Genomic DNA, 25,540 nt, shown 5'->3' on the forward strand with positions numbered 1-25,540 from the left:
AGCCATCGACCACCCCGGAGGGCAGCACGATGTTGTTCCACACCACCGAGTCAGTACAGGCGGAGATCGCGTACCGGCAGGAGCGGCTGAAGCGGGACTACCAGCGGCCGCTCTGGTTCCGCCGGACGCCGGCGCCGCAGCCTGAGCAGACGACGCATCGACTGCGTCTGGTGCACTCGCGGCACGCAGTGTGAGTGCCCGTCCACCACCCGTCCCCCTATCCGCCCCGAGCGCGGCCGAGGTTCCGTCCGGAACCCGGCCGCGCTCCTGCGTTTCCGGCCCGATCGGCGCGGTCCCCGGGAGTACCTAGGGGTGGCGATCGGTGTCCCTAGGGGCGGGTAAGGACCGGCGGCCCGCTGGATAGGGAGGAGTTCCGATGTGCCGGGGCTCCTCAGCCGAGGAGATTAAGGCCATCGACAGAACGTCGAGACCACAACAGCCCAGGAGGCACCCGAAATGTTCACCACCGAGTCCGCTCGCGCCGAGGCCGACTACCGCAGAGAGCGCCTCGCCCGGGACTTCCGCCGCTCGACCCGCAGGACCGGGTCCCGCCGGCACCTCACCCGCCTGTTCACCCGGAACGCCTGAGAGGAGGGACACCATGTTCACCACGACGTTGATGCTCGAGGCGGAGACCGCCTACCGGCAGGAACGGATCAAGCGCGACTTCCGGGCTTCCGCCCGTGAGCGGCGCCGGGCGCGGGCCACGAAGCCCGAAGCCCGGCACCCGCGCCGGTCCCTGCGACCCACTCCGGCCGCATGACGGCCACGGACGCCGTCCCTGACTCTCGAGAGACAGTCAGGGACGGCGTTTCTCGTTCCACGACCCTGCGGCGAGCGGCTGCCGAACCGGCTTCGGGCCCCGTGGAAGTGGACGTTTTGCTGGCCGCCGGCGGGCGGCGGGCGGGATGTCGTCGAATTGTGTCGGCGCCAGGGGCGAAAATGGACGACGTGCCCTGGATCTCGACACCACTCGTCGGCCGCTCGACCGAGATGGCCGCCCTGCTCAGCGCCGTGGACGAAGCCCGGACGCGCCGAGCCGGCGCGATCCTGCTGTCCGGTGACGCCGGCGTCGGCAAGACCCGGTTGCTGGACGAGGTCGCGACCGGGGCCCAGGAGCGTGGCTTCGGCGTCCTGGTCGGGCACTGCACCGACTTCGGCGACGCCGGCCTGCCGTACCTGCCCTTCACCGAGATCTTCGGCCGGCTGGCCGGGGAACGGCCGGAGCTGGTCGACAGCGTCCTGACGAACTTCCCCGCGATCGGCCGGCTGCTGCCGACGCACCGGCTGATCGGCGCCCAGCCGGTCCCGCAGGAGGGCCAGCTGGACCGGGCCGCGTTGTTCGACGCCGTCCTCGGCGCGTTCACGGCGCTGTCGACCAGCGAGCCGCTGCTGGTGATCGTCGAGGACGCGCACTGGGCCGACGACTCGACCCGGGACCTGATCGGTTTCCTGCTCACCCGGCTGACCTCGCAACGGCTCGCCCTGCTCGTCTCGTACCGCAGCGACGACCTGCACCGGCGGCACCCGCTCCGCCGCCCGATCGCCGAGTGGTCCCGGAATCCGCGCGTCCGCCGGGTCAGCCTCAACCCGCTCGACGCCGACGAGTCCCGCACCCTGCTGACCTCGCTGCTGACCGAGCCGCTGCCCGAGACCGAGGTCCGCCGCATCCTCGACCGGGCCGGCGGCAACGCCTTCTTCACCGAGGAGCTGGTCGCGGCCGCGTCGATGGGCGACGCCGACGCGGTCCCGCCGGACCTGGCCGACCTGCTGCTGGTCCGGCTCGACCCGCTGTCCGACGACGCCCGCCAGGTGGCTCGGGTGATCGCGGTGGCGGGCCGGCGGGTGCCGCACACGCTGCTGACCGCGGTCGCCGGGTTGCCGGACCGCGAGCTCGACGCCGCGCTGCGCGAGCTGATCGACGCGCACATCCTCGAGCACCCGGGCAACGCGAGCTACTACTTCCGGCACGCGCTGCTGTCCGAGGCGGTGTACGACGACCTGCTCCCAGGCGAGCGGGTCCGCCAGCACGCGGCGTACGCGAAGGCTCTGAAGGATCAGACGGTCGCCGGGACCGCGGCCGAGCTGGCCGGGCACGCGACCCGCTCGCACGACCTGGCGACCGCGTTCCTCGCTCGGGTCCGGGCCGGCCAGGAGGCGATCACGGTCGCCGCGCCGCAGGACGCGCTGAAGCACTTCGAGCTGGCGCTGGAGCTGTTCCCCAACGCGGCCGAGGACAGCCCGATCGGCAAGACCTGGTTGGTCGTCCAGACGGCGACGGCGGCGACCCTGTCGTCCCAGCACCTGCGCGCGGTGAAGCTGCTTCGCAAGACGCTGGCCGACCTGCCGCCGGACGCGCCGAAGGTGGAGCGGTCCGAGCTGCTGCTGCCGCTGGCCGACATCGCGCTGATCATCGACAACGACAACGAGGCGCACGAGGCGATCTCGCAGGCGTTCCGGCTGATGTCGGACGAGCCCGCGAGCGTGTTCAAGGCCCAGGTGATCGCGCTGTACGCCCGGGTCTCGGATGCGCTCGGCCGGCCGATGGAGGCGGAGCGGTGGGCACACGAGGCACTGCAGATCGCCCGCGAGATCGGTCAGGAGGCGGCCGCCGGGGACGCCGGGATCACGCTGGCCCAGCTGCGGAAGCGGGCCGGCGATCCGGTCGAGGCCGCGCGCCAGCTGGAGGAGGCCGCGGTCCGGGCCCAGCTCTCCGGCGACGCGGCGGCCGAGGTCCGCAGCCGGTACCTGCTCGGCTCGAACCACTACGACCTGGGCCAGCTCACCGAGGCGAAGCGGTCCCTGCAGCACGCGGACCGGCGGGCGAACGAGCTCGGCCGGCAGTGGGCGGCGTATGGGTTCGACGCCCGGCGGATGCTCGCGCTGACCCAGTTCGTGCTGGGTGAGTGGGACGACGCGGCGCTCACCGCGCGGACCGACGCGCGCACACCGGCCGCGATCGAGGCGGCGCTGCGCTCGGTCGGGATGGCGGTCCGCAGCGGACGCGGTGACACCTCGGTCGCCGAGGAGCTGCGCCGGCTGCGGAAGTGGTGGAACCTCGACGTGATGCTGCCGATCGTCGGCCTGCAGCCGGCCGTGGACGCGTACCGCGCGCTGGACCAGGTCGCCGAGGCCGAGAAGCTGATCGCCGACGTGTCCGCGCTGCTCACCGACGTCTTCCAGACCGAGTGGTTCATGGCCCGGATCCGCTTCTCGGCGCTCGGGCTGCAGCTGCTCTGCCACCGGGTGGTGAGCGAGCCGACCAACGCCGCCGAGCTGGTCGCGCGTGGGGCCGAGCTGGTGAGCGAGGGGCAGTCGACCGCGGAGAAGGGGTTGCCCCCCGGACGGGTCCTGGGGGTTGAGGGCGTCGCGTGGCTGGCGCGGTTGGAGGCGGAGTGGGAGCGGCTGCGCTGGCTCGCCGCGATCGACGCGCCGACGGCCGAGGAGCACGTCGCGACCTGGCAGCGGACCGTGGACGCGTTCGGCTACGGGTACGTGTTCGAGCAGGCGTGGTCGCGGCTGCGGCTGTCGGCGGCGCTCCGGGCGGCCGGGCGGGTCGCCGACGCGAACGAACAGGCTCAGCTCGCGGCCGAGGTCGCGCGGGAGCTCGGGGCCAAGCCGTTGCTCGACGAGCTGGGTGGTGCGGCCGATCCGGGTGGTGCGGCCGCGTTGACGGCGCGGGAGACGGAGGTCCTTCGGTTGCTGGCCGAAGGCCGGACGAACCGGCAGTTGGCGCGCGAGCTGTACATCAGCGAGAAGACGGTCAGCGTGCACGTCTCGAACATCCTGGCCAAGCTCGGCGTTCGCTCCCGCACGGAAGCGGCGGCCGTGGCCCGGCGCGACGGCCTGCTCGACTGAACGGTCCGCTCGGCGGATCCGTAGGTGGTCAGCGGCGGCAAGGGTTGGCACTGCCGCCGTTGCTGGTCAGCGGCGGTGAGGGTTGGTGCGGCGCTGGCGCTGGCGCTCGTGGCTGGGGACGTAGGTCGGGTGGTTGGTGTGCCGGCGGCGTTGGCGGGCGACCTCGTCCAGCTGCCGGGCGCGTTCGTCGTCGTTCACCGCCGGGGCGCCGGACTCTGACTCCAGCTCGACCGCGGCGGCCCGCCGGTCGGCCTTGCGCCGGTCCCCGGTCCGCCGATCGCCGATCCGCCGGTCGACGGGCTCGGGACTGCTACTGGGTCCGGCGACTTCGCTCCGGGCATCGTCGAACTGGTCGAGGATGTCGTCGAAGACCCGCTGGGCCCGCTGGACGCGCAGTACAAGCAGGACCAGCAGACCAACCGCCACGGTCGCGAGCACTACCCAGAGTTGCCATCCCATGCCTCATCACCCCGTATTCGCCCCGTTCCCCCCAGTAATCACCTTAACCGCGTCTTGACGAAATTGCGATAGGTCCATCGCACTCCGTTACAGACAGGCGAATCCGGTCACGATAGTTGACGACCGCAACAACTCAGGGTGATGAGGCAACGACCTCGCTCGACGCTCAGTCACCCCGGGGAATCAGCCGGCCGCCGCGGAACAGGTACGCCGCCCGCCCGTCCGCGCCCGGCTGCCGGAACGCGAGCACCTGGTACTCCCCGCGGTCCGGCTCGGCGGTGATCAGCCGATCGGCGTCGAGCGGGACCATCCGCCGCCGCTCGACCTCGGGCATCAGCGCCCGCGCCTCGTCGGTCCGCGGTGTCTCCTCGGCCCAGATCTCGCTGTCCTCGGTCGCGGTGATCTCGGTCGACGTCAGCACCGCGTCGTACCGGCCGAGGTACAGCTCCGGCGCGATCCGCGGCGCCTGCTCGGGCGGGACCGGGCGCGCCGGGTGGCGGTACCCGGCCAGTTCGCCGAGCAGGTGGCCGACCAGGTCGTGGTACAGCGCCTGGCTGGTCCCGTTGGTGAGCAGGGCGATCACGACGCCCTGGTCCGGGATCACCCGGAAGTACGCCGACTGGCCGATCGTGCCGCCGTCGTGGCCGTACATCCGGCCGCCCTCGACGTCGAAGATCATCCAGCCGAGTCCCCAGTGCTGGGCGAATCCGCCGAGGTCCGGGACGTCGACCTCGGGTGTCCACAGCAGTTCCCGGGTCTCCGCCGAGACGAGCTTGTTCTCCAGGTACGCCTGGCCGAACGTGACCAGGTCGCGCGCGCTCATCGCGAGCAGGGACCCGGCCGGGCCCATCGCGGGGATGAGGCTCCACACCGGCGCCGGCTCGTGCGGGCCCCCCGGCTTCGACGTGACGTGACCGAGCGCGGCGCGATGGAGCAGCGCCTCCTCCGGGACCGTGGCGAGGTGCTCGAGACCGAGCGGTTCCCCGATCCGCTCGCGGACCAGGACGTGGAACGGCTTGCCCCGCAGAACCTCGGTGATCCGGCCGAGAACCACGAAGCCGCTGTTGTTGTACGAGAAGCCCGCGCCCGGCGGGATCTCCTGCGGAAGTCCCGGCAGCACGTCGGTGAGGAACAGCTCGACCGCGTCGTCCCCGCGCGAGGTCGAGATGAACGCGTCCCCGGCGAATCCGCTGGTGTGGGTGAGCAGGTGCCGCGCGGTGACGACCTTCGCGGCCGCGCTGTCGGACAGGCCGAACTCGGGCAGGTACTCGCGGACCGGCCGGTCGAGGTCGACCAGGCCCTCCTCCTCGACCAATCCATCGTGCCCCGCGCCGGCGACCTGGGCCTACGGTTGGCCGATGAGGATCTTCACTGCCGAGGACGTGCGGCGGACCGTCCCGATGCCGGCCGCGATCGACGCGGTCCGCGAGGCGTTCCGCGAACTCCGGGCCGGGGCGTTCGTCCTGCCGCCGCGCCAGGTGTTCGGCGACGGGGCCGTCCTGGTCATGTCGGCGTACCACGCACCCACGAGGACGGCCGTGGTGAAGAAGATCGGCATCGACCTGAGCCGGGACCCGGCGATCCGGGCGACCCTGATCTGGACCGGCAGCGAGCAGATAGTTGCCGACGGCACCTCGATCACCACGCTGCGAACCGGCGCCGTCGTCGGTGTGGCGACCGACCTGCTGGCGCCCCGCGACGCCGCCCGGCTCACCCTCATCGGCACCGGCGCCCAGGCCGCGGACCAGGTGCGCGCCGTCCTCGCCGTACGCCCGATCGCGGAGACCACCGTCTGCGGCCGCGATCCCGACCGGGCGAAGAGGCTCGCCGGTTCGCTGGCGGAGGAGTTCCCCGAGGTGAAGTTCGCGGTGTCGGCCGACCTGCCCGAAGCGATTGCGACCCCGGACATCGTGTGCTGCGCGACGTCGACCTCGACCCCGTTGTTCGCCGCCGAAGACCTCCCCGAACGAGTCCACGTGAACGCCATCGGCTCGTTCCGCCCCATCATGCGCGAACTCCCCCACGACCTCCTCACCACCGCCTCGGTGGTCCTGGTCGACCAGGTCGAAGCCGCCCTGGAGGAATCAGGCGAAGTCATCGAAGCTGTCGACTCCGGCGCACTCCCCCGCGAATCCCTGGTCGAACTAGGCGAAGCACTCGAAACCCCACCGCAGCCGACCGGCCGAACAGTCTTCAAATCAGTAGGAGTAGGCCCTCAGGACTGGTCCGTAGCCAACCTCCTCAGCCAGAGCTAGTCCTCGTACACGCGGTCCCACCGCAGGTACCCGTCCTCCTCAACAGTCGGCAGATACGGTCTCGGCTTGCTCCAGGCGGTGGTCGTGGCGGTCGCGTACTCCTGGCAGGCCGGACGGCGGTTCACCATCGCCTCGGCGAGGTCTTCCAGCATCACTCCGACACTCGGCCACCAGGGGACCGAGTGGAAGCCGCCGTCCTCCGGCGAGTACTCACCGACGCACCCGTGCAGGTCACCCGGGCGGAGGTCGACGAACAGCTTGACCGACGTGCCCGACTCCCCGATCGGGAGGAATGCACCCAGCCATTCGGTGCTCAGGGTGCCGGCAGGGTCGGCGTCACCGAGGTGCGGACCTCGGCCCGAAATCTTGATCCACATCTTGTGGATGTCCAGCATGTCCTCGCACGGGACGAGGTTGTAGAGAGTCGGGACGAGGCGGCCCTGCACCCAGCGGTGTCGCGTGCCGTCCGCCTGCCGCAGGTACTCGCTGAGGTCCGGCGGGAGTGAGTACCCGATCGCCGTCTCCAGCCAGCGGATCGTCTTGGGGTCGGCCGGAGGGTTGATGAGGGCGGCCGTGGCCGGGGCGTTCTGTTCCAGCCAAGTGACGATCTGGCTCCAGGATTGCGTGACCGTGCTCATGTGTTTCCGCCCCCAGGTTCGTGGATGAGCGGAGCCTAGAGGCGGGGATCGACAGTGCGGTCAGGTCCAGCTGAGGACGTTCTTGCGCCAGGCGTAGAGGAGGCCGATGGTGACGAAGGCGAGGAAGACGAACATCTCGATCAGGGAGGCGACGCCGACGGCTGCGAAGACGGTGGCCCAGGGGAAGAGGTAGACGGCGTCGACCGCGAAGATCACGTACAGGTAGGCGTAGAGGTAGTACCGGATGTGCAGCTGGGCCCAGCCCTCGCCGACCGGGTCCACGCCGGACTCGTACGTCTTGAGCTTGTCCGCGGTCGGGTTCGTGATCGTGAGCGCGCGGTTCAACGCGAAAGCACCGATCAACCCGAGCACGCCGAGCACCACGATCGCGGCGACGACCCCGTACGTCTCGGACATGCCCGGAAGTCTAGTGCTCACCCCGCACCCCGAACCGCATCGCCGAACCGTCACCACCCACGCGATACCGGACCACTAACGCGTTATGTGACCACAACCAGCCCCACAACCCGCCATCCACCACATTCCCCCGCCACCGAGCTCCCCCGCCCCCGTCACCCGTCACCAGCGTCTTTGTGCACATGCCGGTCGCCACCGGGCCCCAGCGGCAGCCGCTGCGTGCACAAACTCGCCTCGCCGAAGCTGGAGCAAGCGCGGCACAGGTACCAGCAGCGTCTTTGTGCACGCATCGCTCGTGCCCAGACCCCAGCGGCGGCTGGTGGGTGCACAAAGTCGCCTCGCCGAAGCTGGAGCAAGCGCGGCCGGGGTACCAGCAGCCTCTTTGTGCACGCACCGGTCGTGCCCAGACCCCAGCCGCGGCTGGTGGATGCACAAAGTCGCCTCGCTCAAGCGGAGCTAAGCGCGGCACGGGTACCAGCAGCCTCTTTGTGCACATGCCGGCCACGACGAGGCCCCAGCGGCGGCCGCTGCGTGCACAAAGTCGCTTCGCCGAAGCGGGAGCAAGCGCGGCACAGGTACCAACAGCGCCTTTGTGCACGCATCGCTCGTGCCCAGACCCCAGCCGCGGCTGGTGGGTGCACAAAGTCGCCTCGCCGAAGCTGGAGCAACCGGGGCACAGGTACCAGCAGCGTCTTTGTGCACGCATCGCTAGTGCTCACACCCCGGCCGCGGCTGGTGGGTGCACAAAGTCGCCTCGCCGAAGCGGGCAGGGGTGAGCGCGGGGTGCGGGGTGCGCGGGTGCGGCGTGCGCGGGTGCGGCGTGCGCGGGTGCGGCGTGCGCGGGTGCGCGGGTGCGGCGTGCGCGGCAGCGGGTGGGGGGTGAGGTGCAGCAGGTGGGTCAGTTGGTGCAGAGGAGCATGGCGTCGAGGGCTACTTGGGGGCCGTAGCCGGAGCGGATGTCGGCTACCTGGAGGCGGAGGCGGTTGGTGCCGAGGATCTTGCGGTTGAGCCAGGTCTCGGTTTCCTGTGCCTGGTCGACGGTGCCGAGGACCGTGGTGCCGTTCAGCAGTGACACCCGGACCGTGCCGTCGGTGATGTTGCCGAGCCAGTTCTTCACCCAGGAGCAGCCGGCCGTGTTCACGTCGCCCCAGACCACGCCGCCCTTGTCGGCGAGCAGTTCGGCCTCCGCGCGCCGGGGTGCGTCGGCCGGCGGGGACACGGTGAATGTCGGGCGGCCCTTCCCACCCGAGGCGAGCAGCGGCTTCTTGAACATCCCGCGCCACACGTAGTGATGGAAACCGGTCGGTGCCGAGGCGGCCGCGGCGTACGGCGCTTGCGGGCCGATCGCCAGCCGGTACGTGCGGATCGAGCCGGGCTGGTTCGAGGAGACGGTGACCGTGCTTCCGGTCGACGCGGCGTGACCGATCTCCTGCCAGCCGGCGGTCGCGGACCAGCGCTGCAAGGCGATCCTGGATCCGGGGGCCGGGGCCGGGGTCAGTGTGCCGGTGACGGTGAGCGTGCCCTTGGTGTACTCCGTGGTGCGGATGCTGGTGATCTTCACCGCGCGGGACGCCGCCGCGTCACCGCTCTGCTGACTGCCGGTCAGACTCAGTGCGCTCTCCGCCGGTGCGACCGTGGCGGCGCAGCCGGTGAGCAGCAGGGTGGTGGACGCGACAAGACCGAGCAGAGGGCGCAGGCCCATGGTGAAAACTCCCTCGAGACCGGGGCGAATCCCGGGTTGATCACAACTTGATGAAGACACCATGCCGGGTCTCGCTGCGGAAGGCAAGCGAGCGACTCCGGACCGTCACACTGGAAGGTTGACCCGCCTGGTTCCACGTCCCCGTCCCAGGCTGTGGACCTCCAGGGCTTCCGCATGGTTCCGTACTAAGGGCGAACTAATATTGGGGTTATCGCCCTGACTGGGGGGATCGGCCTGACGTCCACCCGACGCCCGGCCGGCCCAAGCTCGACTTGGAGATGAACAGAACAGTGACCATCGAGGTCAAGCAGCTCGACCGCGTGGTGATCCGCTTCGCCGGCGACTCCGGCGACGGGATGCAGCTCACGGGGGACAGGTTCACAGCGGAAACGGCATCGTTCGGCAACGATCTGTCGACGCTGCCCAACTTTCCGGCCGAGATCCGGGCACCAGCCGGAACCCTGCCGGGGGTCTCTTCCTTCCAGCTCCACTTCGCCGATCACGACATCCTCACGCCGGGTGACGCGCCCGACGTGCTGATCGCGATGAACCCGGCCGCGCTCAAGGCGAACCTGCGCGACGTCCCGCGCGGCGCGACCCTGATCGTCGACACCGCCGACTTCACCGCGCGCAACCTGAAGCGGATCGGGTACGACGAGAACCCGCTGGAGACCGGCGAACTCGACGGGTACCACGTCGTCGGGCTGAACCTGACCGGGATGACGGTGGAGTCGGTCAAGGAGTTCGGGCTGTCCCGCAAGGACGCGTCCCGGGCGAAGAACATGTACGCGCTCGGCCTGGTGTCCTGGCTGTTCCAGCGGCCGGTCGACTCGACGATCACGTTCTTGGAGACCAAGTTCGCCGGCAAGCCGGACATCCGGGACGCGAACATCGCGGCGTTCCGGGCCGGCTACAACTTCGGCGAGACCGCGGAGGAGTTCTCGGTCCGGTACGAGGTGAAGCCGGCCGCGATGGCCACCGGTACGTACCGCAACATCTCCGGCAACCTCGCGCTGGCGTACGGCCTGGTGGCGGGCGCCCAGCGGTCGGGGCTGCCGCTGGTACTGGGCGCGTACCCGATCACGCCGGCCTCCGACGTCCTGCACGAGCTGTCCAAGCTCAAGCGGTTCGACGTCACCACGATCCAGGCCGAGGACGAGATCGCCGGCGTCGGGGCGGCGCTGGGCGCGTCGTTCGGCGGCGCCCTCGGCGTGACCACCTCGTCCGGGCCGGGGATCAGCCTGAAGTCCGAGACGATCGGCCTCGGCGTGATGCTCGAGCTGCCGCTGGTGGTCTGCGACATCCAGCGGGCCGGCCCGTCCACCGGGATGCCGACCAAGACCGAGCAGGCCGACCTGTTGCAGGTGATGTTCGGCCGCAACGGCGAGGCCCCGCTGCCGGTGCTCGCGGCCCAGTCCCCCGCGGACTGTTTCGCGATCGCGGTCGAGGCGACCCGGATCGCGGTCACGTACCGCACCCCGGTGATCGTGCTCTCCGACGGGTACCTGGCGAACGGGTCCGAGCCGTGGCAGATCCCGGTGATCGAGGACCTGCCGACCATCGACCCGAACTTCACCACCGAGCCGAACGCGGTCGGCGACGACGGACAGCCGAAGTACCTCCCGTACCTGCGCGACCCGGAGACGCTGGCCCGCGCCTGGGCGATTCCGGGCACGGCCGGGCTGGACCACCGGATCGGTGGGCTGGAGAAGGAGGACAAGACCGGGAACATCTCCTACGACCCGGCCAACCACGACCTGATGATCCGGACCCGGCAGGCCAAGGTCGACGGGATCGCGCGCAGCATCGACCCGGTCGTCGTGGACGACCCGGACGGCGAGGCGAAGGTCCTGGTCCTCGGCTGGGGTTCGACGTACGGGCCGATCGGGGCCGGCGTCCGCCGGGTCCGGAAGGTCGGCGGCAAGGTGGCACAGGCGCACCTGCGGCACCTGAACCCGTTCCCGCCGAACCTCGGCGACGTCCTGAAGCGCTACGACAAGGTCCTGGTCCCGGAGATGAACCTGGGCCAGCTGGCGATGCTGCTGCGCTCGAAGTACCTGGTCGACGTCGTCTCGTACGCCCAGGTTCGCGGCATGCCGCTGGGCGCCGCGGAGCTCGCCGAGGTGATCGGCAACCTGGTCGAGGAGACCGCCGGGATCGACGACGACGCCCGCGGGCTCGGGTCCGCCGCCGCCAACCTGAAGCACGGCGAGGCCCTCGCCGCTGACCTGAACGGCCACCAGCACCAGTCGGAGGGAGCACGATGAGCACGGTCGATCTCGGCCTGCCGAGCCTGCCGGGCGGACTGCGCGGCGTCCCGGCCGCGGCCGAACCGCAGAACCGCAAGGAGTACGTGTCGGACCAGGAGGTCCGGTGGTGCCCCGGCTGCGGCGACTACGCCGTGCTGGCGGCGTTCCAGGGGTTCCTGCCCGAGCTCGGGATCAAGCGCGAGAACGTGGCGATGGTCTCCGGGATCGGCTGCTCGTCCCGGTTCCCGTACTACCTGTCGACGTACGGCATGCACTCGATCCACGGCCGCGCGCCGGCGATCGCGACCGGGCTCGCGGTGGCGCGGCCGGACCTGAGCGTCTGGGTGGTCACCGGTGACGGCGACGCGCTGTCGATCGGCGGCAACCACCTGATCCACACGCTCCGCCGCAACGTGAACCTGAAGATCCTGCTGTTCAACAACCGGATCTACGGCCTGACCAAGGGCCAGTACTCGCCGACGTCGGAGCCGGGCAAGGTGACCAAGTCCACCCCGATGGGCTCGGTCGACAACCCGTTCAACCCGGTCTCGCTGGCGCTCGGCGCGGAGGCGACCTTCGTGGCCCGCACCGTCGACTCCGACCGCAAGCACCTGACCGAGGTGCTGCGGCAGGCGGCGGCGCACCGCGGCACCTCGTTCGTGGAGATCTACCAGAACTGCCCGATCTTCAACGACAACGCGTTCGACGCCTTCAAGAACCCCGAGACCCGGGACGACGCGATCATCCCGCTCACCCACGGGGAGCCGATCCGGTTCGGGACCGACGGCCGGCTCGGCGTGGTCCGGGACGGGTTCGCCTCGCTCGCGGTCCGCGAGGTGGCCGACCTGCCGAACGGCGAGGCCGACCTGGTCGTGCACGACGCGCACGCCGACGACCCGGCGTACGCGTTCGCGCTGTCCCGGCTGACCGACGGCGGCGTCCTGCACCGGGCCCCGATCGGGATCTTCCGCTCGGTGGAGCGGCCGGCGTACGACGACCTGGTCCGCCAGCAGGTGGAGACCTCGCGTGAGGCCCAGGGCGAGGGCGACCTGCAGCAGCTGGTCACCGGCGCCGACACCTGGACGATCGACTAGTCAGAGCAGCACCGGGAGGAGGAGCCGCGCACTCGCGTGGCTCCTCCTTTCGCGTTTCCGGGGGCCGAACGCGATCGATCAGGAATCGAGAAGCACGGGCCGGTACGCCCCGCATAGCTTGAAGTCATCGAGCCCGCCGACCGCGGCGGGCCCCAGCTTCAGGAGTAAGACCATGACCGAAACCCTGGGTATCCAGACCGTCCTGCACCCCGTCTCCGACCTGGCCAAGGCCAAGGCGACGTACACCGCGCTGCTCGGCATCGAGCCGCAGGCGGACAGCGAGTACTACGTCGGCTACCAGACCGGCGGCCAGCAGATCGGCCTGGTCCCGAACGGCGGGCCGCAGGAGATGGCCTCGCCGGTGGCGTACTGGCACGTCACCGACATCGAGGCGAAGATCGCCGAGGTGACCGCCGCGGGCGCGACCCTGAAGGACTCCCCGCGTGACGTCGGCGGCGGCCGGCTGGTCGCCACCGTGACCGACGCCGACGGCAACGTCCTCGGGCTGCTGCAGGACAGCTGAGGAAGGACCCGGCACGGTTAGATTGAGCCAGGCAGGACCGATGGGGATCGCACTCGCGACCCAGTGTGAACAGATGGGGACGGGATGAGCATGGCCAGGAAGACGGACACGCAGGCGCGGGGGCAGCACGTCGCCGACAGCCACGACCTGATCCGCGTGCAGGGCGCGCGCGTGAACAATCTCAAGGATGTCAGCGTCGACCTGCCGAAGCGCCGGCTGACCGTCTTCACCGGCGTCTCCGGCTCCGGCAAGAGTTCGCTCGTGTTCGCGACGATCGCCGCGGAGTCGCAGCGGATGATCAACGAGACGTACAGCGCGTTCGTGCAGGGCTTCATGCCGACGCTGGCCCGGCCCGAGGTGGACCTGCTGGACGGGTTGACCACCGCGATCATCGTGGACCAGGAGCGGATGGGGTCGAACCCGCGCTCCACCGTCGGCACCGCGACCGACGCGAACGCGATGCTGCGGATCCTGTTCAGCCGGCTCGGCAAGCCGCACATCGGCTCCCCGAACGCGTACTCGTTCAACGTCCCGTCGGTGAAGGCCAGCGGCGCGATCACGGTCGAGCGCGGCGGCAAGACGAAGGCGGAGAAGGCGACCTTCCACCGGCTCGGCGGGATGTGCCCGCGGTGCGAGGGGATGGGCTCGGTCACCGATTTCGACCTGACCGCGCTGTACGACGACAGCCTGTCCCTGAACGAGGACGCGCTGACCATCCCCGGGTACAGCATGGAGGGCTGGTACGGCCGGATCTTCCGCGGCGCCGGGTACTTCGACCCGGACAAGCCGATCCGCAAGTACACCAAGAAGGAGATGCACGACCTGCTCTACCGGGAGCCGACCAAGATCAAGGTCGAGGGCATCAACCTGACGTACTCGGGGCTGATCCCGCAGATCCAGAAGTCCTTCCTGAGCAAGGACGTCGACGCGATGCAGCCGCACATCCGGGCGTTCGTGGAGCGGGCGGTGACGTTCACGAGCTGCCCCGAGTGCGGCGGGACCAGGCTCAGCCAGGAAGCGTTGTCGTCGAAGATCAACGGCAAGAACATCGCCGAGGTCTGCACGATGCAGATCAGCGACCTGGCCGAGTGGGTCCGCGACCTGGACGAGCCGTCGGTGGCGCCGTTGCTCGCGGGGCTGCAGCACCTGCTCGACTCGTTCGCCGAGATAGGCCTCGGGTACCTCTCGCTGGACCGGCCAGCCGGCACGCTGTCCGGTGGTGAGGCGCAGCGGACGAAGATGATCCGGCACCTGGGATCGTCGCTCACCGACGTCACGTACGTCTTTGACGAGCCCACGATCGGGCTGCACCCGCACGACATCGAGCGGATGAACAACCTGCTGCTGCAGCTGCGGGACAAGGGCAACACCGTGCTCGTGGTCGAGCACAAGCCCGAGACGATCGCGATCGGCGACCACGTCGTCGACCTCGGTCCGGGCGCGGGATCGGGCGGTGGCACGGTCTGTTTCGAGGGCACCGTGGACGGGCTGCGCAAGAGCGACACCATCACCGGCCGGCACCTGGACGACCGGGCCGAGCTGAAGGACGAGGTACGGACGCCCGCCGGCGCGCTCGAGGTCCGCGGCGCGACCACGCACAACCTGCAGGGCGTCGACGTGGACATCCCGCTCGGCGTGCTCTGCGTCCTGACCGGGGTCGCCGGTTCGGGGAAGAGCTCGCTGATCCACGGCTCGGTGGCCGGGCGCGAAGGCGTCGTGGTCATCGACCAGGGCGCGATCCGCGGTTCGCGGCGGAGCAACCCGGCGACGTACACCGGGCTGCTGGACCCGATCCGGAAGGCGTTCGCGAAGGCCAACGGGGTGAAGCCGGCCCTGTTCAGCTCGAACTCCGAGGGCGCCTGCCCGACCTGCAACGGCGCCGGGGTGATCTACACCGACCTGGGCGTGATGGCGACCGTCGAGTCCACCTGTGAGGAGTGCGACGGCAAGCGGTTCCAGGCCTCGGTCCTGGAGTACACGCTCGGCGGCCGGAACATCGCCGAGGTGCTGGCGATGTCGGTGACCGAGGCGGAGGTGTTCTTCGAAGAAGGCGAGGCGCGGACGCCGGCGGCACACAAGATCCTGGACCGGCTGGAGGACGTCGGTCTCGGGTACCTGTCGCTGGGGCAGCCGCTGACCACGCTGTCCGGCGGTGAGCGGCAGCGGCTGAAGCTGGCCACCCAGATGGCCGAGAAGGGCGACGTCTACATCCTCGACGAGCCGACGACCGGTCTGCACCTGGCCGACGTCGAGCAACTCCTCGGTCTCCTCGACCGCCTCGTCGACGCCGGCAGGTCGGTCATCGTGATCGAGCACCACCAGGCCGTGATGGCCCACGCCGACTGGCTGATCGACCTCGGCCCGGGTGCCGGCCACGACGGCGGCCGCATCGTCTTCGAAGGCACCCCCACCGACCTGGTCAAGTCCCGCGCGACCCTCACCGGCCAACACCTCGCCGACTACGTCGGCCAGTAAGGCAGGTCGCCGTCCGAGCTCTCGCCGGGCTCAGACGGCGATGACCTCCAGGTAGTCCTGGAGGCCTTGGAAATCCTTGGGGTTACGGGTGTAGAGCGCGGCCTCGTGGGTGGCGGCGGTCGCCGCGATCAACAGGTCGAACGCCCGTGCGCGCGGCTGCCGACCGGCCGCGCTCACGGTCGCCGCGATACTGCCGTACGTCCGGGCGACCGCGTCGGTGACGGGCAGCGCCTCGAACGCGCGCTCGATGGCGGACAGCCGGCGCAACCGGGCCGCGCGGATCTCCGTCGACTTCGCGACCAGGACCCCGAAGTGCAACTCGGCCAGGCTGACCGTGCTGATCGCGAGCTCGGCATCGACGGGCTCGTCCAGGCCCTCGATCAGGATGCCGGTATCGAGCAGTGCCCTCACCGGCGCTCCCAGGGATCGGCCAGATCCTGGTCGACCAGTTCACGATCGGTCTCCCACTCCGCGTCCGGCCGTGGGCTGAGGACGTCGGCGACCTCCTCGTACCGGCGCCACTGGTCCCGTTCCGGCGGTCCGAGCACGGCGGCCGGACGGCCGGACACGGTGATCACCAGGTGCTCGCCGGCCTCGGCACGGCGGACCAGATCACTCGCGTTCTGCCGCAGTTCCCGTAGTCCCAGGGCGTCCATGGCTCCGAAAGTAGCACATGTGCTACCTGGACTCCAGGGATCGTCGAGCGGGGTCAGAGGAGTTGGCTGAGGGTGTGGATGACGAGGCCTACCAGGGCGCCGACGACGGTGCCGTTGATGCGGATGAACTGGAGGTCGCGGCCGACGTGGAGTTCGATCCTGGCGGCGGCTTCGCGGCCGTCCCAGCGTTCGATGGTGTCGGAGATGACCGAGACGATCTCGCGGCCGTAGGTACGGATGACGTAGCCGACGGCCTCGGCGGCGCGGGCGTCCACCTTGGCCCTGAGGTCGTCGTCGGTCTGCAGGCGCTTGCCGAGGTCCTTGATGGCCTGGGCGACCCGGGTCTGCAGGGTGCTCCGCGGGTCGGCGATCGCGTCGATCAGGGCGATCCGGACGGCGTCCCAGACCGCGGTGAGGCTGGGGGCCAGGTCGGGGTGGGCGAGCATCCGGCGCTTGAAGGCCTCGAAGCGCTCCATCATCGCCGGGTCGTGCTGCAGGTCGTCGGCGAACTGGGCGAGCAGCCGGTCCACAGCCTGACGGGCCGAGTGCTCCTGGTTGTCGCGGACGTCGGTCAGCCAGGTGAACATCTCGCGGTGGATCCGGTCGATCACCAGCGAGTCCACCCAGCGCGGGGACCAGCGCGGCGCGCGCGGTCCGATCACGTCGGCGAGGGTGTCGCGGTTGTCCCGGACCCAGTCGTGCGCCTCGACCACGACCAGGTCGAACAGCGCGTGGTGGGCGCCGTCGTCGACCACGGACTGGAGGAAGTGACCGGCGATCGGGCTCAGCGGTTCCTCGGCGAACCGGGGCAGCAGCGAGCCGCCCACGAACGCGGTCACGTCCGCGTCACCGACCTTCGGCAGGACGGCACCGACGGTCCGGGCGCCCTCCGCGACGATCCGCTCGGCGTGGGTGCCGGCGGCGAGCCACTCACCGGCCCGGCGGCTCACCTCGGCGGACCGCATCTTCGTCGCGACCACCTCCTCGGAGAGGAAGTTCTCGGTGACGAACTGCTCCAGGCTCTCGGCCAGGCTGTCCTTGCGGGTCGGCACGATCGCGGTGTGCGGGATCGGCAGTCCGAGCGGGTGCCGGAACAACGCCGTCACCGCGAACCAGTCCGCCAGCGCACCTACCATCGCCGCCTCCGCGGCCGCGTTCACGTACCCCCAGCCGCCGTCGCGGTGCAACGTGATCACATAGATGACCGCCGCGAGCAGCAGCAGCGAAAGCGCCACTCCTCGCATCTGCCGCAGCCCTCGACGCCGGACCACGTCCGCCGCGCTCAACGTCATCGTCGCCATGGTCCGATTCAACCAACTCCCTGGTGACGACGCCCGGTACCGCGGGCCGCGCGCCCCGTGGTCCGGCGGAGTTCAGGCGTTGGTGGCGACGAGGCGTTCGGTCCGGCGGTCCATCAGCCCGGAGACGACGGCGAGGACGAGCCCGGCGACCGCGAGCGCGGCCCCGACCCGGCTCGGCCACTGGTACCCGTACCCCGCGGCGAGGACGACGCTGCCGAGCCAGGCGCCGAGCGCGTTCGCCACGTTCAGCGTGGAGTGGTTCAGCGAGGCGGCGAGTGCCTGGCCCTCGTGCGCGACGTCCATCAGCCGGGTCTGCAGGGCCGGGATCAGGATGCTCGCCGAGAAGCCCATCGCGAACACCCCGATCAGCGCCCCCGGCTTGCTCTGCGCCAGCCAGCCGAACACCCCGAGGACGAGGGTGACGGCCACCAGCCCGCCGTACAGGCTGGGCATCAACGCGCGGTCGGCGAGGCGGCCGCCGACCAGGGTGCCGCCGGTCATGCCGACGCCGTAGACGGCCAGCACGATCGTCACCGCGGCCGGGCTGAAGCCGGCCAGCTCGGTCATCGTCGGGGTGATGTAGGAGTAGGTGGCGAACATGCCGCCGAAGCCGACCATGCCGACCAGCAGCGCCATCCAGACCTGCGGCCGGGCCAGCGCGCTGAGCTCGCTGCGGGCGTTCACCTCGCTGCCGACCGGCTGCGGGGCGACCCAGAAGTACACCGCGACCAGGGTGAGCAGGCCGAGTCCGCCGACCAGCAGGAACGGCAGCTGCCAGCCGAGTTGCTGGCCGAGCAGGGTGGTCGCCGGGACACCGACGATGTTCGCGATCGGCAGGCCGACCATGATCATCGAGACCGCCCAGGCCCGCCGGTTCGCCGGCACCAGCGAGGCGCCGACGACGGCGCCGATCCCGAAGAACGCGCCGTGCGGCAGGCCGGAGACGAATCGGGCCGCCATCAGCAGTTCGTAGCTGTTGGCAACGGCCGACAGCACGTTGCCGAGCACGAAGACGCCCATCAACCCGAGCAGCAACCGCTTCCGCCCGGTCCGCGCCCCGAGCGCCGCGATCACCGGCGCCCCGACCACGACACCGATCGCGTACGCCGAGACGATGTGTCCCGCGGTCGGGATGGAGATGCCGACCCCGTCGGCGATCTCCGGCAGCAGGCCCATCGTGACGAACTCGGTGGTCCCGATCGCGAATCCGCCGGTCGCCAGCGCCAGCAGGGCCAGCCCGACGTGCCGCGAGGCGGTCCGTTTGTCAGGAGTCATCGAAGATGTCACGCCTGATTGTCACATCAACTACAGGCCGGCTCCGAATCCGCGGCGCAAGGTCGCGGCTGGTGCGGTCGCGGGCCGCGTGAAAGCATCCGGCATGGCCAACTTCGGGGATCACCAGCTCGGGATCTACGTGCAGGGCATGTTCCAGGACGTGCGGCCGGAGATCACCACGGACCTGTCCCGGCTCGAGGTGCAGGCGGCGGCGAGTCTCAGCGCCGAGGCGATGGGGTACATCGTGCCCAGTGCGGGCAGCGGGGCGACGGCGCGCGCGAACCTGGCCGCCTTCGACCGCTGGCGGCTGGTGCCGCGGATGTTGCGCGGCTCCACCGAGCGCGATCTGTCCTGCACCGTGCTCGGGACGAAGATGCCGGCCCCCGTCCTGGTCGCGCCGGTCGGTGTCCAGACGCTCGCGCATCCCGAGGGCGAGCTGGCGACCGCGCGGGCGGCGGACGCGCTCGGCCTGACGTACACGCACTCGACCCAGGCGAGCCACGCGTTCGAGCAGATCGAGGCCGGCAGCAAGTGGTACCAGCTGTACTGGCCGACCGACCGGGACGTCTGCCTGAGCTTCCTGCAACGGGCCAAGGACAACGGGTACTCCACCCTCGTGCTCACCCTCGACACCGGCACGATCGGCTGGCGGCCGGCCGACCTGGACCGCGGCTTCCTGCCGTTCCTCAAGGGCGAAGGGCTGGCGAACTACCTCACCGACCCGGCCTTCCAGGCGAAGCTGGCCAAGCCGATCGCCGAAGATCCGACCGCGGCCGTGATGCACTGGGCGCAGATGTTCCCGAACGTCGGGCTGAGCTGGGACGACCTGTCGTTCCTGCGGGACAACTGGACCGGCCCGATCGCGCTGAAGGGGATCACCTCCGTCGACGACGCCAAGCTCGCCGCCGAGCACGGGGTCGACGGAATCGTCGTCTCCAACCACGGCGGCCGCCAGGTCGACGGCGCGGTCGCCGCCCTGGACGCGCTGCCGGCGATCGCGGACGCCGTCGGTGAGCAGCTCACGGTGCTCTTCGACTCCGGGGTCCGGACCGGCGCCGACGCCGCGAAGGCGCTCGCGCTCGGCGCGAAGGCGGTCCTGCTCGGCCGGCCGTTCCTGTACGGGCTCGCGCTCGCGGGTCAGGCCGGCGTCGAGCACGTGTTGCGGTGTTTCCTGGCCGAGCTGGATCTCACCCTGGCGCTGGCCGGGCACGCGAACCATCGCGAGCTCAACCGGGACTCGGTGGTGCCGGCGTGAAGGCGATCGTCTTCGACCTCGACGACACACTCTTCGACCACACCGCCTCCGCGAGCAGGGCGCTCCGTTCCTGGGTTCCTACCCTCGGGGTGACCTGGTCGGACGACCTGCTCGGCCGCTGGTTCGCGATCGAGGACGCCGTCTACCCCGAGTGGCTGGCGGGCCGGCTCACCCATCAGGGCCAGCGCCGGCAGCGGTTGCGCGAGTTCCTGCCGTTCCTCGAGTTGCCGGTCCCCGCGACCGAGGCGGGGCTGGACGAGGTCTTCACCGGGTACCTCGACCGGTACCGGGCCTGCTGGATCGCGTTCGAGGACGCCCGGCCCGCGTTGGAGGTTGCCCGGAGCAACGGTTGGCGGATCGGCGTGCTGACCAACGGGAGTACGGTCCAGCAGCACGCGAAGCTGACCGCGATCGGTCTGGCCGAGCTGGTGGACGTGGTCTGCACGACCGAGACGCTCGGCTGCAGCAAGCCGGATCCGCGGGCCTACCTGGACACCTGCGAGGCGCTCGGCGTGGACCCGGTCGACACGCTGATGATCGGCGACAACCTGGACCTCGACGTGCTCGGCGCCAGGGCCGCGGGTCTCTCGGCCGAACACCTCGACCGGGCCGCGGGAGTCACGCTGGCCCAGCTGGTCCGTAGTACCAGCTGAGCGCAGCGCGACGAGGGGTCAGATCCCGCAGGACGGGGCCGACCAGTAGTTGTTGGTCCGGATGTCGAGGTGGGTGTGGTCGTTGTGGCCCGGGAAGCCGGGGCCGAGGATGCCGCCGAAGCCGTGGTTGCGGGCCTGCTTGGCCAGCGTGCAGAACGAGTGCACCCCGACCAGGTCGGCCGAGCGTCCGTACAGGTGCTGGCTGTCGCTGGCGCCGCCGACCGCCTCGTTGCACGGATAGCTGCGGAATCCGCTGGAGACGGTGATCGGCTGGTCGCCGAGTGCGTGCCGCATCGCTTCGAGCTGCCACATGGTCTGCAGGGCGTTGGCGCGGGTCGCTGCCTCGGACAACGGTCCGCCGTCGTACCCGGATCCGCCGCAGCCGTCGTCGAGTTCGGCGTAGGTGAAGTGGATCGGCGTGCAGTCGTTGTCCTGCAACGCGTAGATCTTGGTGAACGTGGCGTCGCTCGCGATGCCGTTGGCGGCGATTCCGTAAGCCTGCTGGAACCGGGTCACCGCGGCCTTGGTCGCGGGCCCGAAGATGCCGTCCTTGGCCAGGTGCGCGCCGTAGCCGGGATAGCCGGCGACGCGGATCTGCAACTGCCGGACGTCTTCACCGCTGGTGCCCTCGCTGAGGGTGCGGTTCCAGGTGTAACAGCCGTCGGCGTGCGCCTTCGTGGCGGTGACGACCTGGGTGGTGACCGTGGTGCCGAGGATGGCCGCGAACACGGCCAGGACGGCCAGCAGACGGGGCCAGGGTTTGGACAGTGCTGTGCGAAGGGACATCGGAGGACCTCCGGTGGGACGCGGTCGGGGCGGTACGCGCTTTCCTCACCCAGGATCGCGCCAATATCTGCCGTTTGGCCAGGGATCAGCAGAAACTTTTCGCCCAACAGGCAACCAACTCCGTACCCGAGCCGGTCGGCCATGATGTGACCATCGACGACAGCACGCTCACTCTGCGTGCCGGCGGAACGGGGCGAGCGGTGCCGGATGCGGAGACCTTCGACGCGTTCGTGCAGGCGCGGTCCCGCAAACTGCTGCGCACGGCGTACCTGCTCACCCAGGACCACGCGCTGGCCGAGGACCTGGTGCAGACCGCCCTCGCGAAGGCCTGGTTCGCCTGGTCCCGGATCGAGGGCGGCGACCCCGAACCGTACGTCCGCAAGATCATGGTCAACACGTACGCGAGCTGGTGGCGCCGCCGCTGGAACGGTGAGCGCCCGACCGAGGAGCTGCCCGAGTCCGCCGAGGACGAGGCGCCGGACCGCGTCGACCTGTGGGACGCCCTCCAGCGGCTCCCCCGCCGGCAGCGGGCGGTCGTCGTCCTGCGCTACTACGAGGACCTGACCGAGGCGGAAACCGCTCGGTTGCTCGGCTGCACGGTCGGCACCGTGAAGAGCCAGACCAGCAAGGCGTTCGCCAAACTCCGCCTCGACCCCGCCCTCCTCGTGGACCAGGAGACGCCGCGATGAACCTCACCGACCTCCGCGAGGAACTGCACACCCGCGCCACCTCGACCGAGGAGCGCCCGATCGACCTGCTCCCCGCCGTCCGGCGAAAGATCCGTCGCACCAAACAACGCCGAGTCGCAGCCCTGGCCGCCGGTACCGTCGCCGCCGTCGCGCTCGCCCTCAGCCTGATCCCCGGCCTCACCACCACCACAGAGCCCGCACCGGCCGAGACACCACCGGCCGACCTGACGAAGGACGGCATCACACTCCGCAGGACGGAGAGCTCGGACCGGTTGGAGAAAGGCTGGATCGGCGACCTCGGCCAGAACCAGCTGGACGTCGCCTGGACTCCCACGCAGCCGAAGGCCGCCTTCTACGTGATCTGCAGGTCGGCCGCGAGCAGCCCCCGGTCGTACTGGGTGCGGGTGAACGCCCACAAGGTGGCGGAAGGCACCTGTCAGGGCGCGGGCGACTGGATCCGGACCGGCTCGTACGCGATGGCGGACGACCCGCTGTGGCTCGACACGCCGGTCGGCGAACAGGCCCAGGTCACCGCGCAGTTGGTCGACGGAGCCGGCCAGCCGCTCCGGGACGCGACCGCGCAACTTGCCCTGGGCATCTACCAGGTCGACGGCAGGGACCCCGCCCCGCTGCCGACCGGCCCGGCCGACCACATCCGGGACGGATTCCGGTTCCGCGACCGGATCGCCGGCGACCGGCTGGCGACAGCCGTGATCGGTGACCGCGGGCAGAGTCAGGTGACGACCAGCTTCACCGCGACCGGCAAACCGATCTCACTCCGCGGCTTCTGCACGGGGAACGACTTCGGCTTCGATCCCCGGTACGACCTGCGCATCAGCGTGGACGGGGTCGAACGGATCAGTGGCTGCTCGGCCACGACCACGGATGCCGGCGGATCGGGTGGGGCCACCCTGCCCGACGTGGCGACCGCGGGCCGGGTCGTCGAGGTCACCGCGAAGCTCACCGATCGCACCGGCCGGGACATCTCCGTTCCGCAGGCGCGGATCGGCGTAGGGGTGTACGAGAAGGGAGCACAGCGGACGGTCGACGAGGCCGCGGTCGACGAGGTGGTCGAGTACGAGGGGCGCACCTACCGTCTCCAGCAGCTCCGCACCGCACCAGCCGCAACCGCACGCAAGGTGACGATCGAGACGCCGGCCGACACGGAGTACCTGCTGCTGTCCGGCAGCTCCGCCCTGGGCACGGACAAGACCGTCAGCGCGAACGTCGTCTCGGAGGACGTCGAGACCACCCACACCACCCAGGGTGGACCGGACAGCTTCGGCCTGACGAACGACAAGCGGCCGGCGGCCCCGGAGAGCACCACCGTCCGACTGGAACTCGTCCTGGGTAAGCCCACCAGGGGCCACTTGGTGCTCGCGGTCTACCTGCCGGAGTGATTACAGCCAGGCGTGCAGGTCGGCGGCGTCCTTGGTGAGCTGGTCGACCGAGTCGTCGACCACGAACTCCAGCAGGGCGTTGATCTCGCGGGGTTCGGCGGCCAGCCGGGCCAGGACCGGGCGCCAGAGTGACTCGCGACCGGTCAGCGGGAGCCGGTGGTTGGACGGCCACCAGGAGAAGACGTGGACCGTGCTCAGCCACGGCATCAGCGCTTCCAGTTGATCCAGACAGGTCGCGTCGTCGGCGTCGACCGGGGGCTGCCAGTACGTCTTCAGGTTCGGGGCGCCGACGTCGAGCAGCAACGTGATGGTCGAGTCGACCTCGTCGGTCAGGGTGCCGCGGTGGAACTCCATCGCGATCTCGATGTCCGCCCCGGCCGCGACGTCGGCCAGCTCGCCGAGACCCCGGGTCACCGCCATCCGGTCGCCGACGCCCGCCTCGGCGGTCCCGACCGTCCCGGCCCAGACCCGGATCCGGGGCGCCCCGAGCTCGGCCGCCGTGGTGACCGCGGCACGGATCTCCTCGCGGTCCACACTGCCGGCCCGCAGGTACGAGCCGTACGCCGCGATCGCGATCCCGCGGTCCTCGCAGAGCGCGCGGACCTTGCGAGCGGCCGGCAGGTCACCGAGCGGTACGTGCACGTCACCGCCCCACTCGATCGCGGACAGCCCGGTCCGCACGGCGGTGTCGACGACCTCCTCGACAGCCAGTTGCCGGAACGTCACCGAGACCAGGCCGGTCCTCACACCCACGGATTCCTCCTTGTGTCCCCTCCATCCAACCGCATCGGACCAAAGCGGAACCGCGGCCCCACGCGCCGATCTCACGTCATGAGCAAACGGATTGGACGGCACTGACTCAAGACTTACACTGCCAGATGTGCCAGAGCAGCGGAGAGGGTTCGTCTACGGATTCAGCGCCTACCTTCTCTGGGGGCTCTTCCCGCTGTACTGGAAGCTCATCGACCAGTCCGGCGCCTTCGAACTGCTGGCCCACCGGATCCTCTGGTCCCTGGTCACGGTCGCCCTGCTCACCGTGGCCCTCAGCCGCTTGAGCTACCTCCGGGCGCTGCTGAAGGATCCCCGTCGCCGCTGGTCGCTGATGGCCGCCTCGGTCCTCATCTCGGTGAACTGGGGTACCTACATCTGGGCCGTCAACCACAACCGGATCGTCGAGACCTCGCTCGGGTACTTCATCACGCCGCTGTTCACCGTGCTGCTCGGCGTGTTCGTGCTGAAGGAACGGCTCCGGGCGGCCCAGTGGACCGCGCTCGGCATCGCCTTCGTCGCGGTCGTCGGTCTCACCATCGAGAACGGCCGGCCGCCGTGGGTGGCGATCCTGCTGACCTTCTCGTTCGGGTTCTACGGGCTGGCCAAGAAGAAGGCCGGGGCCGGCGCGATCGAGGGAATGGCGATCGAGTCGGCCACCGTCGCGCCGATCGCGCTCGGCGTGATCGTTGCGCTCGGCATCCAAGGCCAGACGACGGTCACCCAGCACGGCACCGGGTACCTGGTGCTGGTGCTGCTGACCGGTCCGATCACCGCGGTCCCGCTGTTGCTGTTCGGCGCCGCGGCGACCCGGGTGTCGATGACCACGCTCGGCCTGCTCAACTACATCGCGCCGATCATGCAGTTCGCGACCGGGGTCCTGGTCTTCCACGAGGCCATGTCCCCGATGCGCTGGGCCGGGTTCGGGCTGGTCTGGATCGCGCTGGTGATCTTCACCCTGAACGGGATGCGGCAGCGCCGGCGGACGATGGCGCTCGAGGTCGCCGCCTCCGCTGTGTGACCGGCCCGGCGCGACCGGCTACTGAGGTCAACCTAAGCCTTGTGACGTTCACCTGACCTTCACTCC

25 protein-coding genes are annotated in these 25,540 nt (G+C 70.3%); 14 read left to right on the top strand and 11 right to left on the bottom strand.

The window, feature by feature from the left end; translation table 11 throughout:
- The first annotated feature begins 29 nt into the window (after positions 1 to 29).
- The 4 genes from FB561_RS37690 to FB561_RS38910 all read left to right on the top strand — a co-directional run bounded on the left by FB561_RS37690 (position 30) and on the right by FB561_RS38910 (position 3,858).
- Entirely contained in the window at positions 30 to 194 is a 165-nt protein-coding gene (locus tag FB561_RS37690) for a hypothetical protein (protein WP_170284530.1), read from the top strand.
- Between the two features lie 262 nt (positions 195 to 456).
- Positions 457 to 588, top strand: a complete 132-nt coding sequence (locus FB561_RS38905) for a hypothetical protein (RefSeq protein ID WP_272952527.1) — start codon at positions 457 to 459, stop codon at positions 586 to 588.
- A gap of 13 nt (positions 589 to 601) precedes the next feature.
- Entirely contained in the window at positions 602 to 763 is a 162-nt protein-coding gene (locus tag FB561_RS37695; protein WP_170284566.1) for a hypothetical protein, read from the top strand.
- Positions 764 to 942: 179 nt separating this feature from the next.
- A complete protein-coding gene (locus FB561_RS38910; RefSeq protein ID WP_145802927.1) occupies positions 943 to 3,858 on the top strand; it encodes a helix-turn-helix transcriptional regulator in 2,916 nt (971 codons plus the stop codon).
- A 66-nt stretch (positions 3,859 to 3,924) separates the two neighbouring features.
- Here FB561_RS38910 and FB561_RS03475 read toward each other — a convergent pair whose 3' ends face one another.
- Both FB561_RS03475 and FB561_RS03480 read right to left on the bottom strand, forming a co-directional pair.
- Positions 3,925 to 4,317: a hypothetical protein gene (locus FB561_RS03475; protein WP_145802929.1), complete on the bottom strand. Its 393-nt coding sequence runs from the start codon at positions 4,315 to 4,317 to the stop codon at positions 3,925 to 3,927.
- A gap of 166 nt (positions 4,318 to 4,483) precedes the next feature.
- Positions 4,484 to 5,632 carry a serine hydrolase domain-containing protein gene (locus FB561_RS03480; protein ID WP_145802932.1) on the bottom strand — a complete coding sequence of 383 codons (1,149 nt, stop codon included), beginning with the start codon at positions 5,630 to 5,632 and terminating at the stop codon, positions 4,484 to 4,486.
- 43 nt (positions 5,633 to 5,675) lie between these two features.
- On the opposite strand from FB561_RS03480, the gene FB561_RS03485 reads away from it, so the two are divergent.
- Positions 5,676 to 6,572: an ornithine cyclodeaminase family protein gene (locus FB561_RS03485; protein ID WP_145802934.1), complete on the top strand. Its 897-nt coding sequence runs from the start codon at positions 5,676 to 5,678 to the stop codon at positions 6,570 to 6,572.
- Here FB561_RS03485 and FB561_RS03490 read toward each other — a convergent pair.
- From FB561_RS03490 to FB561_RS03500, 3 genes are all read right to left on the bottom strand, one after another.
- Positions 6,569 to 7,210 (bottom strand): SMI1/KNR4 family protein, encoded by a 642-nt coding sequence (locus tag FB561_RS03490; RefSeq protein ID WP_145802936.1) that lies wholly within the window; start codon positions 7,208 to 7,210, stop codon positions 6,569 to 6,571. The genes FB561_RS03485 and FB561_RS03490 overlap by 4 nt on opposite strands.
- Before the next feature lie 60 nt (positions 7,211 to 7,270).
- Positions 7,271 to 7,627 (bottom strand): NADH-quinone oxidoreductase subunit A, encoded by a 357-nt coding sequence (locus tag FB561_RS03495; protein ID WP_145802939.1) that lies wholly within the window; start codon positions 7,625 to 7,627, stop codon positions 7,271 to 7,273.
- Positions 7,628 to 8,525: 898 nt separating this feature from the next.
- The gene (locus tag FB561_RS03500) at positions 8,526 to 9,329 is read right to left on the bottom strand and encodes a hypothetical protein (RefSeq protein ID WP_145802941.1); all 804 of its coding nucleotides are present in this window, start codon (positions 9,327 to 9,329) and stop codon (positions 8,526 to 8,528) included.
- A gap of 278 nt (positions 9,330 to 9,607) precedes the next feature.
- Here FB561_RS03500 and FB561_RS03505 point away from each other — a divergent pair, with 278 nt between their 5' ends.
- From FB561_RS03505 to FB561_RS03520, 4 genes are all read left to right on the top strand, one after another.
- Positions 9,608 to 11,596: a 2-oxoacid:acceptor oxidoreductase subunit alpha gene (locus tag FB561_RS03505; RefSeq protein WP_238334629.1), complete on the top strand. Its 1,989-nt coding sequence runs from the start codon at positions 9,608 to 9,610 to the stop codon at positions 11,594 to 11,596.
- Positions 11,593 to 12,672 carry a 2-oxoacid:ferredoxin oxidoreductase subunit beta gene (locus tag FB561_RS03510; protein WP_145802943.1) on the top strand — a complete coding sequence of 360 codons (1,080 nt, stop codon included), beginning with the start codon at positions 11,593 to 11,595 and terminating at the stop codon, positions 12,670 to 12,672. Before FB561_RS03505 ends, FB561_RS03510 begins: the two co-directional genes overlap by 4 nt.
- 172 nt (positions 12,673 to 12,844) lie before the next feature.
- Positions 12,845 to 13,195: a VOC family protein gene (locus FB561_RS03515; RefSeq protein WP_145802945.1), complete on the top strand. Its 351-nt coding sequence runs from the start codon at positions 12,845 to 12,847 to the stop codon at positions 13,193 to 13,195.
- A gap of 90 nt (positions 13,196 to 13,285) precedes the next feature.
- Complete coding sequence (locus FB561_RS03520; RefSeq protein WP_145802947.1) at positions 13,286 to 15,670, top strand: ATP-binding cassette domain-containing protein; 2,385 nt, start codon at positions 13,286 to 13,288, stop codon at positions 15,668 to 15,670.
- Between the two features lie 30 nt (positions 15,671 to 15,700).
- Here FB561_RS03520 and FB561_RS03525 read toward each other — a convergent pair whose 3' ends face one another.
- The 4 genes from FB561_RS03525 to FB561_RS03540 all read right to left on the bottom strand — a co-directional run bounded on the left by FB561_RS03525 (position 15,701) and on the right by FB561_RS03540 (position 18,902).
- Positions 15,701 to 16,081, bottom strand: coding sequence for a type II toxin-antitoxin system VapC family toxin (locus tag FB561_RS03525; RefSeq protein ID WP_145802949.1), 381 nt, complete (start codon positions 16,079 to 16,081; stop codon positions 15,701 to 15,703).
- Positions 16,078 to 16,326 carry a type II toxin-antitoxin system Phd/YefM family antitoxin gene (locus tag FB561_RS03530; RefSeq protein ID WP_145802951.1) on the bottom strand — a complete coding sequence of 83 codons (249 nt, stop codon included), beginning with the start codon at positions 16,324 to 16,326 and terminating at the stop codon, positions 16,078 to 16,080. The genes FB561_RS03525 and FB561_RS03530 overlap by 4 nt, the downstream gene beginning before the upstream one ends.
- A gap of 53 nt (positions 16,327 to 16,379) precedes the next feature.
- Complete coding sequence (locus FB561_RS03535; RefSeq protein WP_145802953.1) at positions 16,380 to 17,627, bottom strand: DUF445 domain-containing protein; 1,248 nt, start codon at positions 17,625 to 17,627, stop codon at positions 16,380 to 16,382.
- A 72-nt stretch (positions 17,628 to 17,699) separates the two neighbouring features.
- Complete coding sequence (locus FB561_RS03540; protein ID WP_145802955.1) at positions 17,700 to 18,902, bottom strand: MFS transporter; 1,203 nt, start codon at positions 18,900 to 18,902, stop codon at positions 17,700 to 17,702.
- Between the two features lie 103 nt (positions 18,903 to 19,005).
- On the opposite strand from FB561_RS03540, the gene FB561_RS03545 reads away from it, so the two are divergent.
- Both FB561_RS03545 and FB561_RS03550 read left to right on the top strand, forming a co-directional pair.
- Positions 19,006 to 20,157 carry an alpha-hydroxy-acid oxidizing protein gene (locus FB561_RS03545; RefSeq protein ID WP_145802957.1) on the top strand — a complete coding sequence of 384 codons (1,152 nt, stop codon included), beginning with the start codon at positions 19,006 to 19,008 and terminating at the stop codon, positions 20,155 to 20,157.
- On the top strand, positions 20,154 to 20,810 hold the full coding sequence (locus FB561_RS03550) for an HAD family hydrolase (protein WP_145802959.1): 657 nt from the start codon (positions 20,154 to 20,156) through the stop codon (positions 20,808 to 20,810). The genes FB561_RS03545 and FB561_RS03550 overlap by 4 nt, the downstream gene beginning before the upstream one ends.
- 18 nt (positions 20,811 to 20,828) lie before the next feature.
- Here FB561_RS03550 and FB561_RS03555 read toward each other — a convergent pair whose 3' ends face one another.
- The gene (locus FB561_RS03555) at positions 20,829 to 21,596 is read right to left on the bottom strand and encodes a D-Ala-D-Ala carboxypeptidase family metallohydrolase (RefSeq protein WP_145802961.1); all 768 of its coding nucleotides are present in this window, start codon (positions 21,594 to 21,596) and stop codon (positions 20,829 to 20,831) included.
- A gap of 200 nt (positions 21,597 to 21,796) precedes the next feature.
- On the opposite strand from FB561_RS03555, the gene FB561_RS03560 reads away from it, so the two are divergent.
- Both FB561_RS03560 and FB561_RS37700 read left to right on the top strand, forming a co-directional pair.
- Complete coding sequence (locus FB561_RS03560; protein WP_238334630.1) at positions 21,797 to 22,285, top strand: SigE family RNA polymerase sigma factor; 489 nt, start codon at positions 21,797 to 21,799, stop codon at positions 22,283 to 22,285.
- On the top strand, positions 22,282 to 23,685 hold the full coding sequence (locus FB561_RS37700) for a hypothetical protein (protein ID WP_170284567.1): 1,404 nt from the start codon (positions 22,282 to 22,284) through the stop codon (positions 23,683 to 23,685). Before FB561_RS03560 ends, FB561_RS37700 begins: the two co-directional genes overlap by 4 nt.
- Here the strand turns inward: FB561_RS37700 and FB561_RS03570 are convergent, their stop codons facing one another.
- The gene (locus FB561_RS03570; protein WP_145802965.1) at positions 23,686 to 24,438 is read right to left on the bottom strand and encodes a sugar phosphate isomerase/epimerase family protein; all 753 of its coding nucleotides are present in this window, start codon (positions 24,436 to 24,438) and stop codon (positions 23,686 to 23,688) included.
- A 127-nt stretch (positions 24,439 to 24,565) separates the two neighbouring features.
- Here FB561_RS03570 and rarD point away from each other — a divergent pair, with 127 nt between their 5' ends.
- Positions 24,566 to 25,474 (top strand): EamA family transporter RarD, encoded by a 909-nt coding sequence (gene rarD, locus FB561_RS03575; RefSeq protein WP_145802967.1) that lies wholly within the window; start codon positions 24,566 to 24,568, stop codon positions 25,472 to 25,474.
- The last annotated feature ends 66 nt before the right edge of the window (positions 25,475 to 25,540 follow it).

Source organism: Kribbella amoyensis (genome assembly GCF_007828865.1).
GTDB lineage: Bacteria > Actinomycetota > Actinomycetes > Propionibacteriales > Kribbellaceae > Kribbella > Kribbella amoyensis.

Coding starts and splice junctions, on each gene's coding strand:
- FB561_RS37695 (WP_170284566.1), top strand. CDS start 602: ATGTTCACCACGACGTTGATGCTCGAGGCGGAGACCGCCTACCGGCAG.
- FB561_RS03495 (WP_145802939.1), bottom strand. CDS start 7,627: ATGTCCGAGACGTACGGGGTCGTCGCCGCGATCGTGGTGCTCGGCGTG.
- FB561_RS03515 (WP_145802945.1), top strand. CDS start 12,845: ATGACCGAAACCCTGGGTATCCAGACCGTCCTGCACCCCGTCTCCGAC.
- FB561_RS03505 (WP_238334629.1), top strand. CDS start 9,608: ATGAACAGAACAGTGACCATCGAGGTCAAGCAGCTCGACCGCGTGGTG.
- FB561_RS03530 (WP_145802951.1), bottom strand. CDS start 16,326: ATGGACGCCCTGGGACTACGGGAACTGCGGCAGAACGCGAGTGATCTG.
- FB561_RS03555 (WP_145802961.1), bottom strand. CDS start 21,596: ATGTCCCTTCGCACAGCACTGTCCAAACCCTGGCCCCGTCTGCTGGCC.
- FB561_RS38905 (WP_272952527.1), top strand. CDS start 457: ATGTTCACCACCGAGTCCGCTCGCGCCGAGGCCGACTACCGCAGAGAG.
- FB561_RS03490 (WP_145802936.1), bottom strand. CDS start 7,210: ATGAGCACGGTCACGCAATCCTGGAGCCAGATCGTCACTTGGCTGGAA.
- FB561_RS03510 (WP_145802943.1), top strand. CDS start 11,593: ATGAGCACGGTCGATCTCGGCCTGCCGAGCCTGCCGGGCGGACTGCGC.
- FB561_RS03540 (WP_145802955.1), bottom strand. CDS start 18,902: ATGACTCCTGACAAACGGACCGCCTCGCGGCACGTCGGGCTGGCCCTG.
- FB561_RS03520 (WP_145802947.1), top strand. CDS start 13,286: ATGGCCAGGAAGACGGACACGCAGGCGCGGGGGCAGCACGTCGCCGAC.
- FB561_RS03485 (WP_145802934.1), top strand. CDS start 5,676: ATGAGGATCTTCACTGCCGAGGACGTGCGGCGGACCGTCCCGATGCCG.
- FB561_RS37690 (WP_170284530.1), top strand. CDS start 30: ATGTTGTTCCACACCACCGAGTCAGTACAGGCGGAGATCGCGTACCGG.
- FB561_RS37700 (WP_170284567.1), top strand. CDS start 22,282: ATGAACCTCACCGACCTCCGCGAGGAACTGCACACCCGCGCCACCTCG.
- FB561_RS03545 (WP_145802957.1), top strand. CDS start 19,006: ATGGCCAACTTCGGGGATCACCAGCTCGGGATCTACGTGCAGGGCATG.
- FB561_RS38910 (WP_145802927.1), top strand. CDS start 943: ATGGACGACGTGCCCTGGATCTCGACACCACTCGTCGGCCGCTCGACC.
- FB561_RS03475 (WP_145802929.1), bottom strand. CDS start 4,317: ATGGGATGGCAACTCTGGGTAGTGCTCGCGACCGTGGCGGTTGGTCTG.
- FB561_RS03535 (WP_145802953.1), bottom strand. CDS start 17,627: ATGGCGACGATGACGTTGAGCGCGGCGGACGTGGTCCGGCGTCGAGGG.
- FB561_RS03500 (WP_145802941.1), bottom strand. CDS start 9,329: ATGGGCCTGCGCCCTCTGCTCGGTCTTGTCGCGTCCACCACCCTGCTG.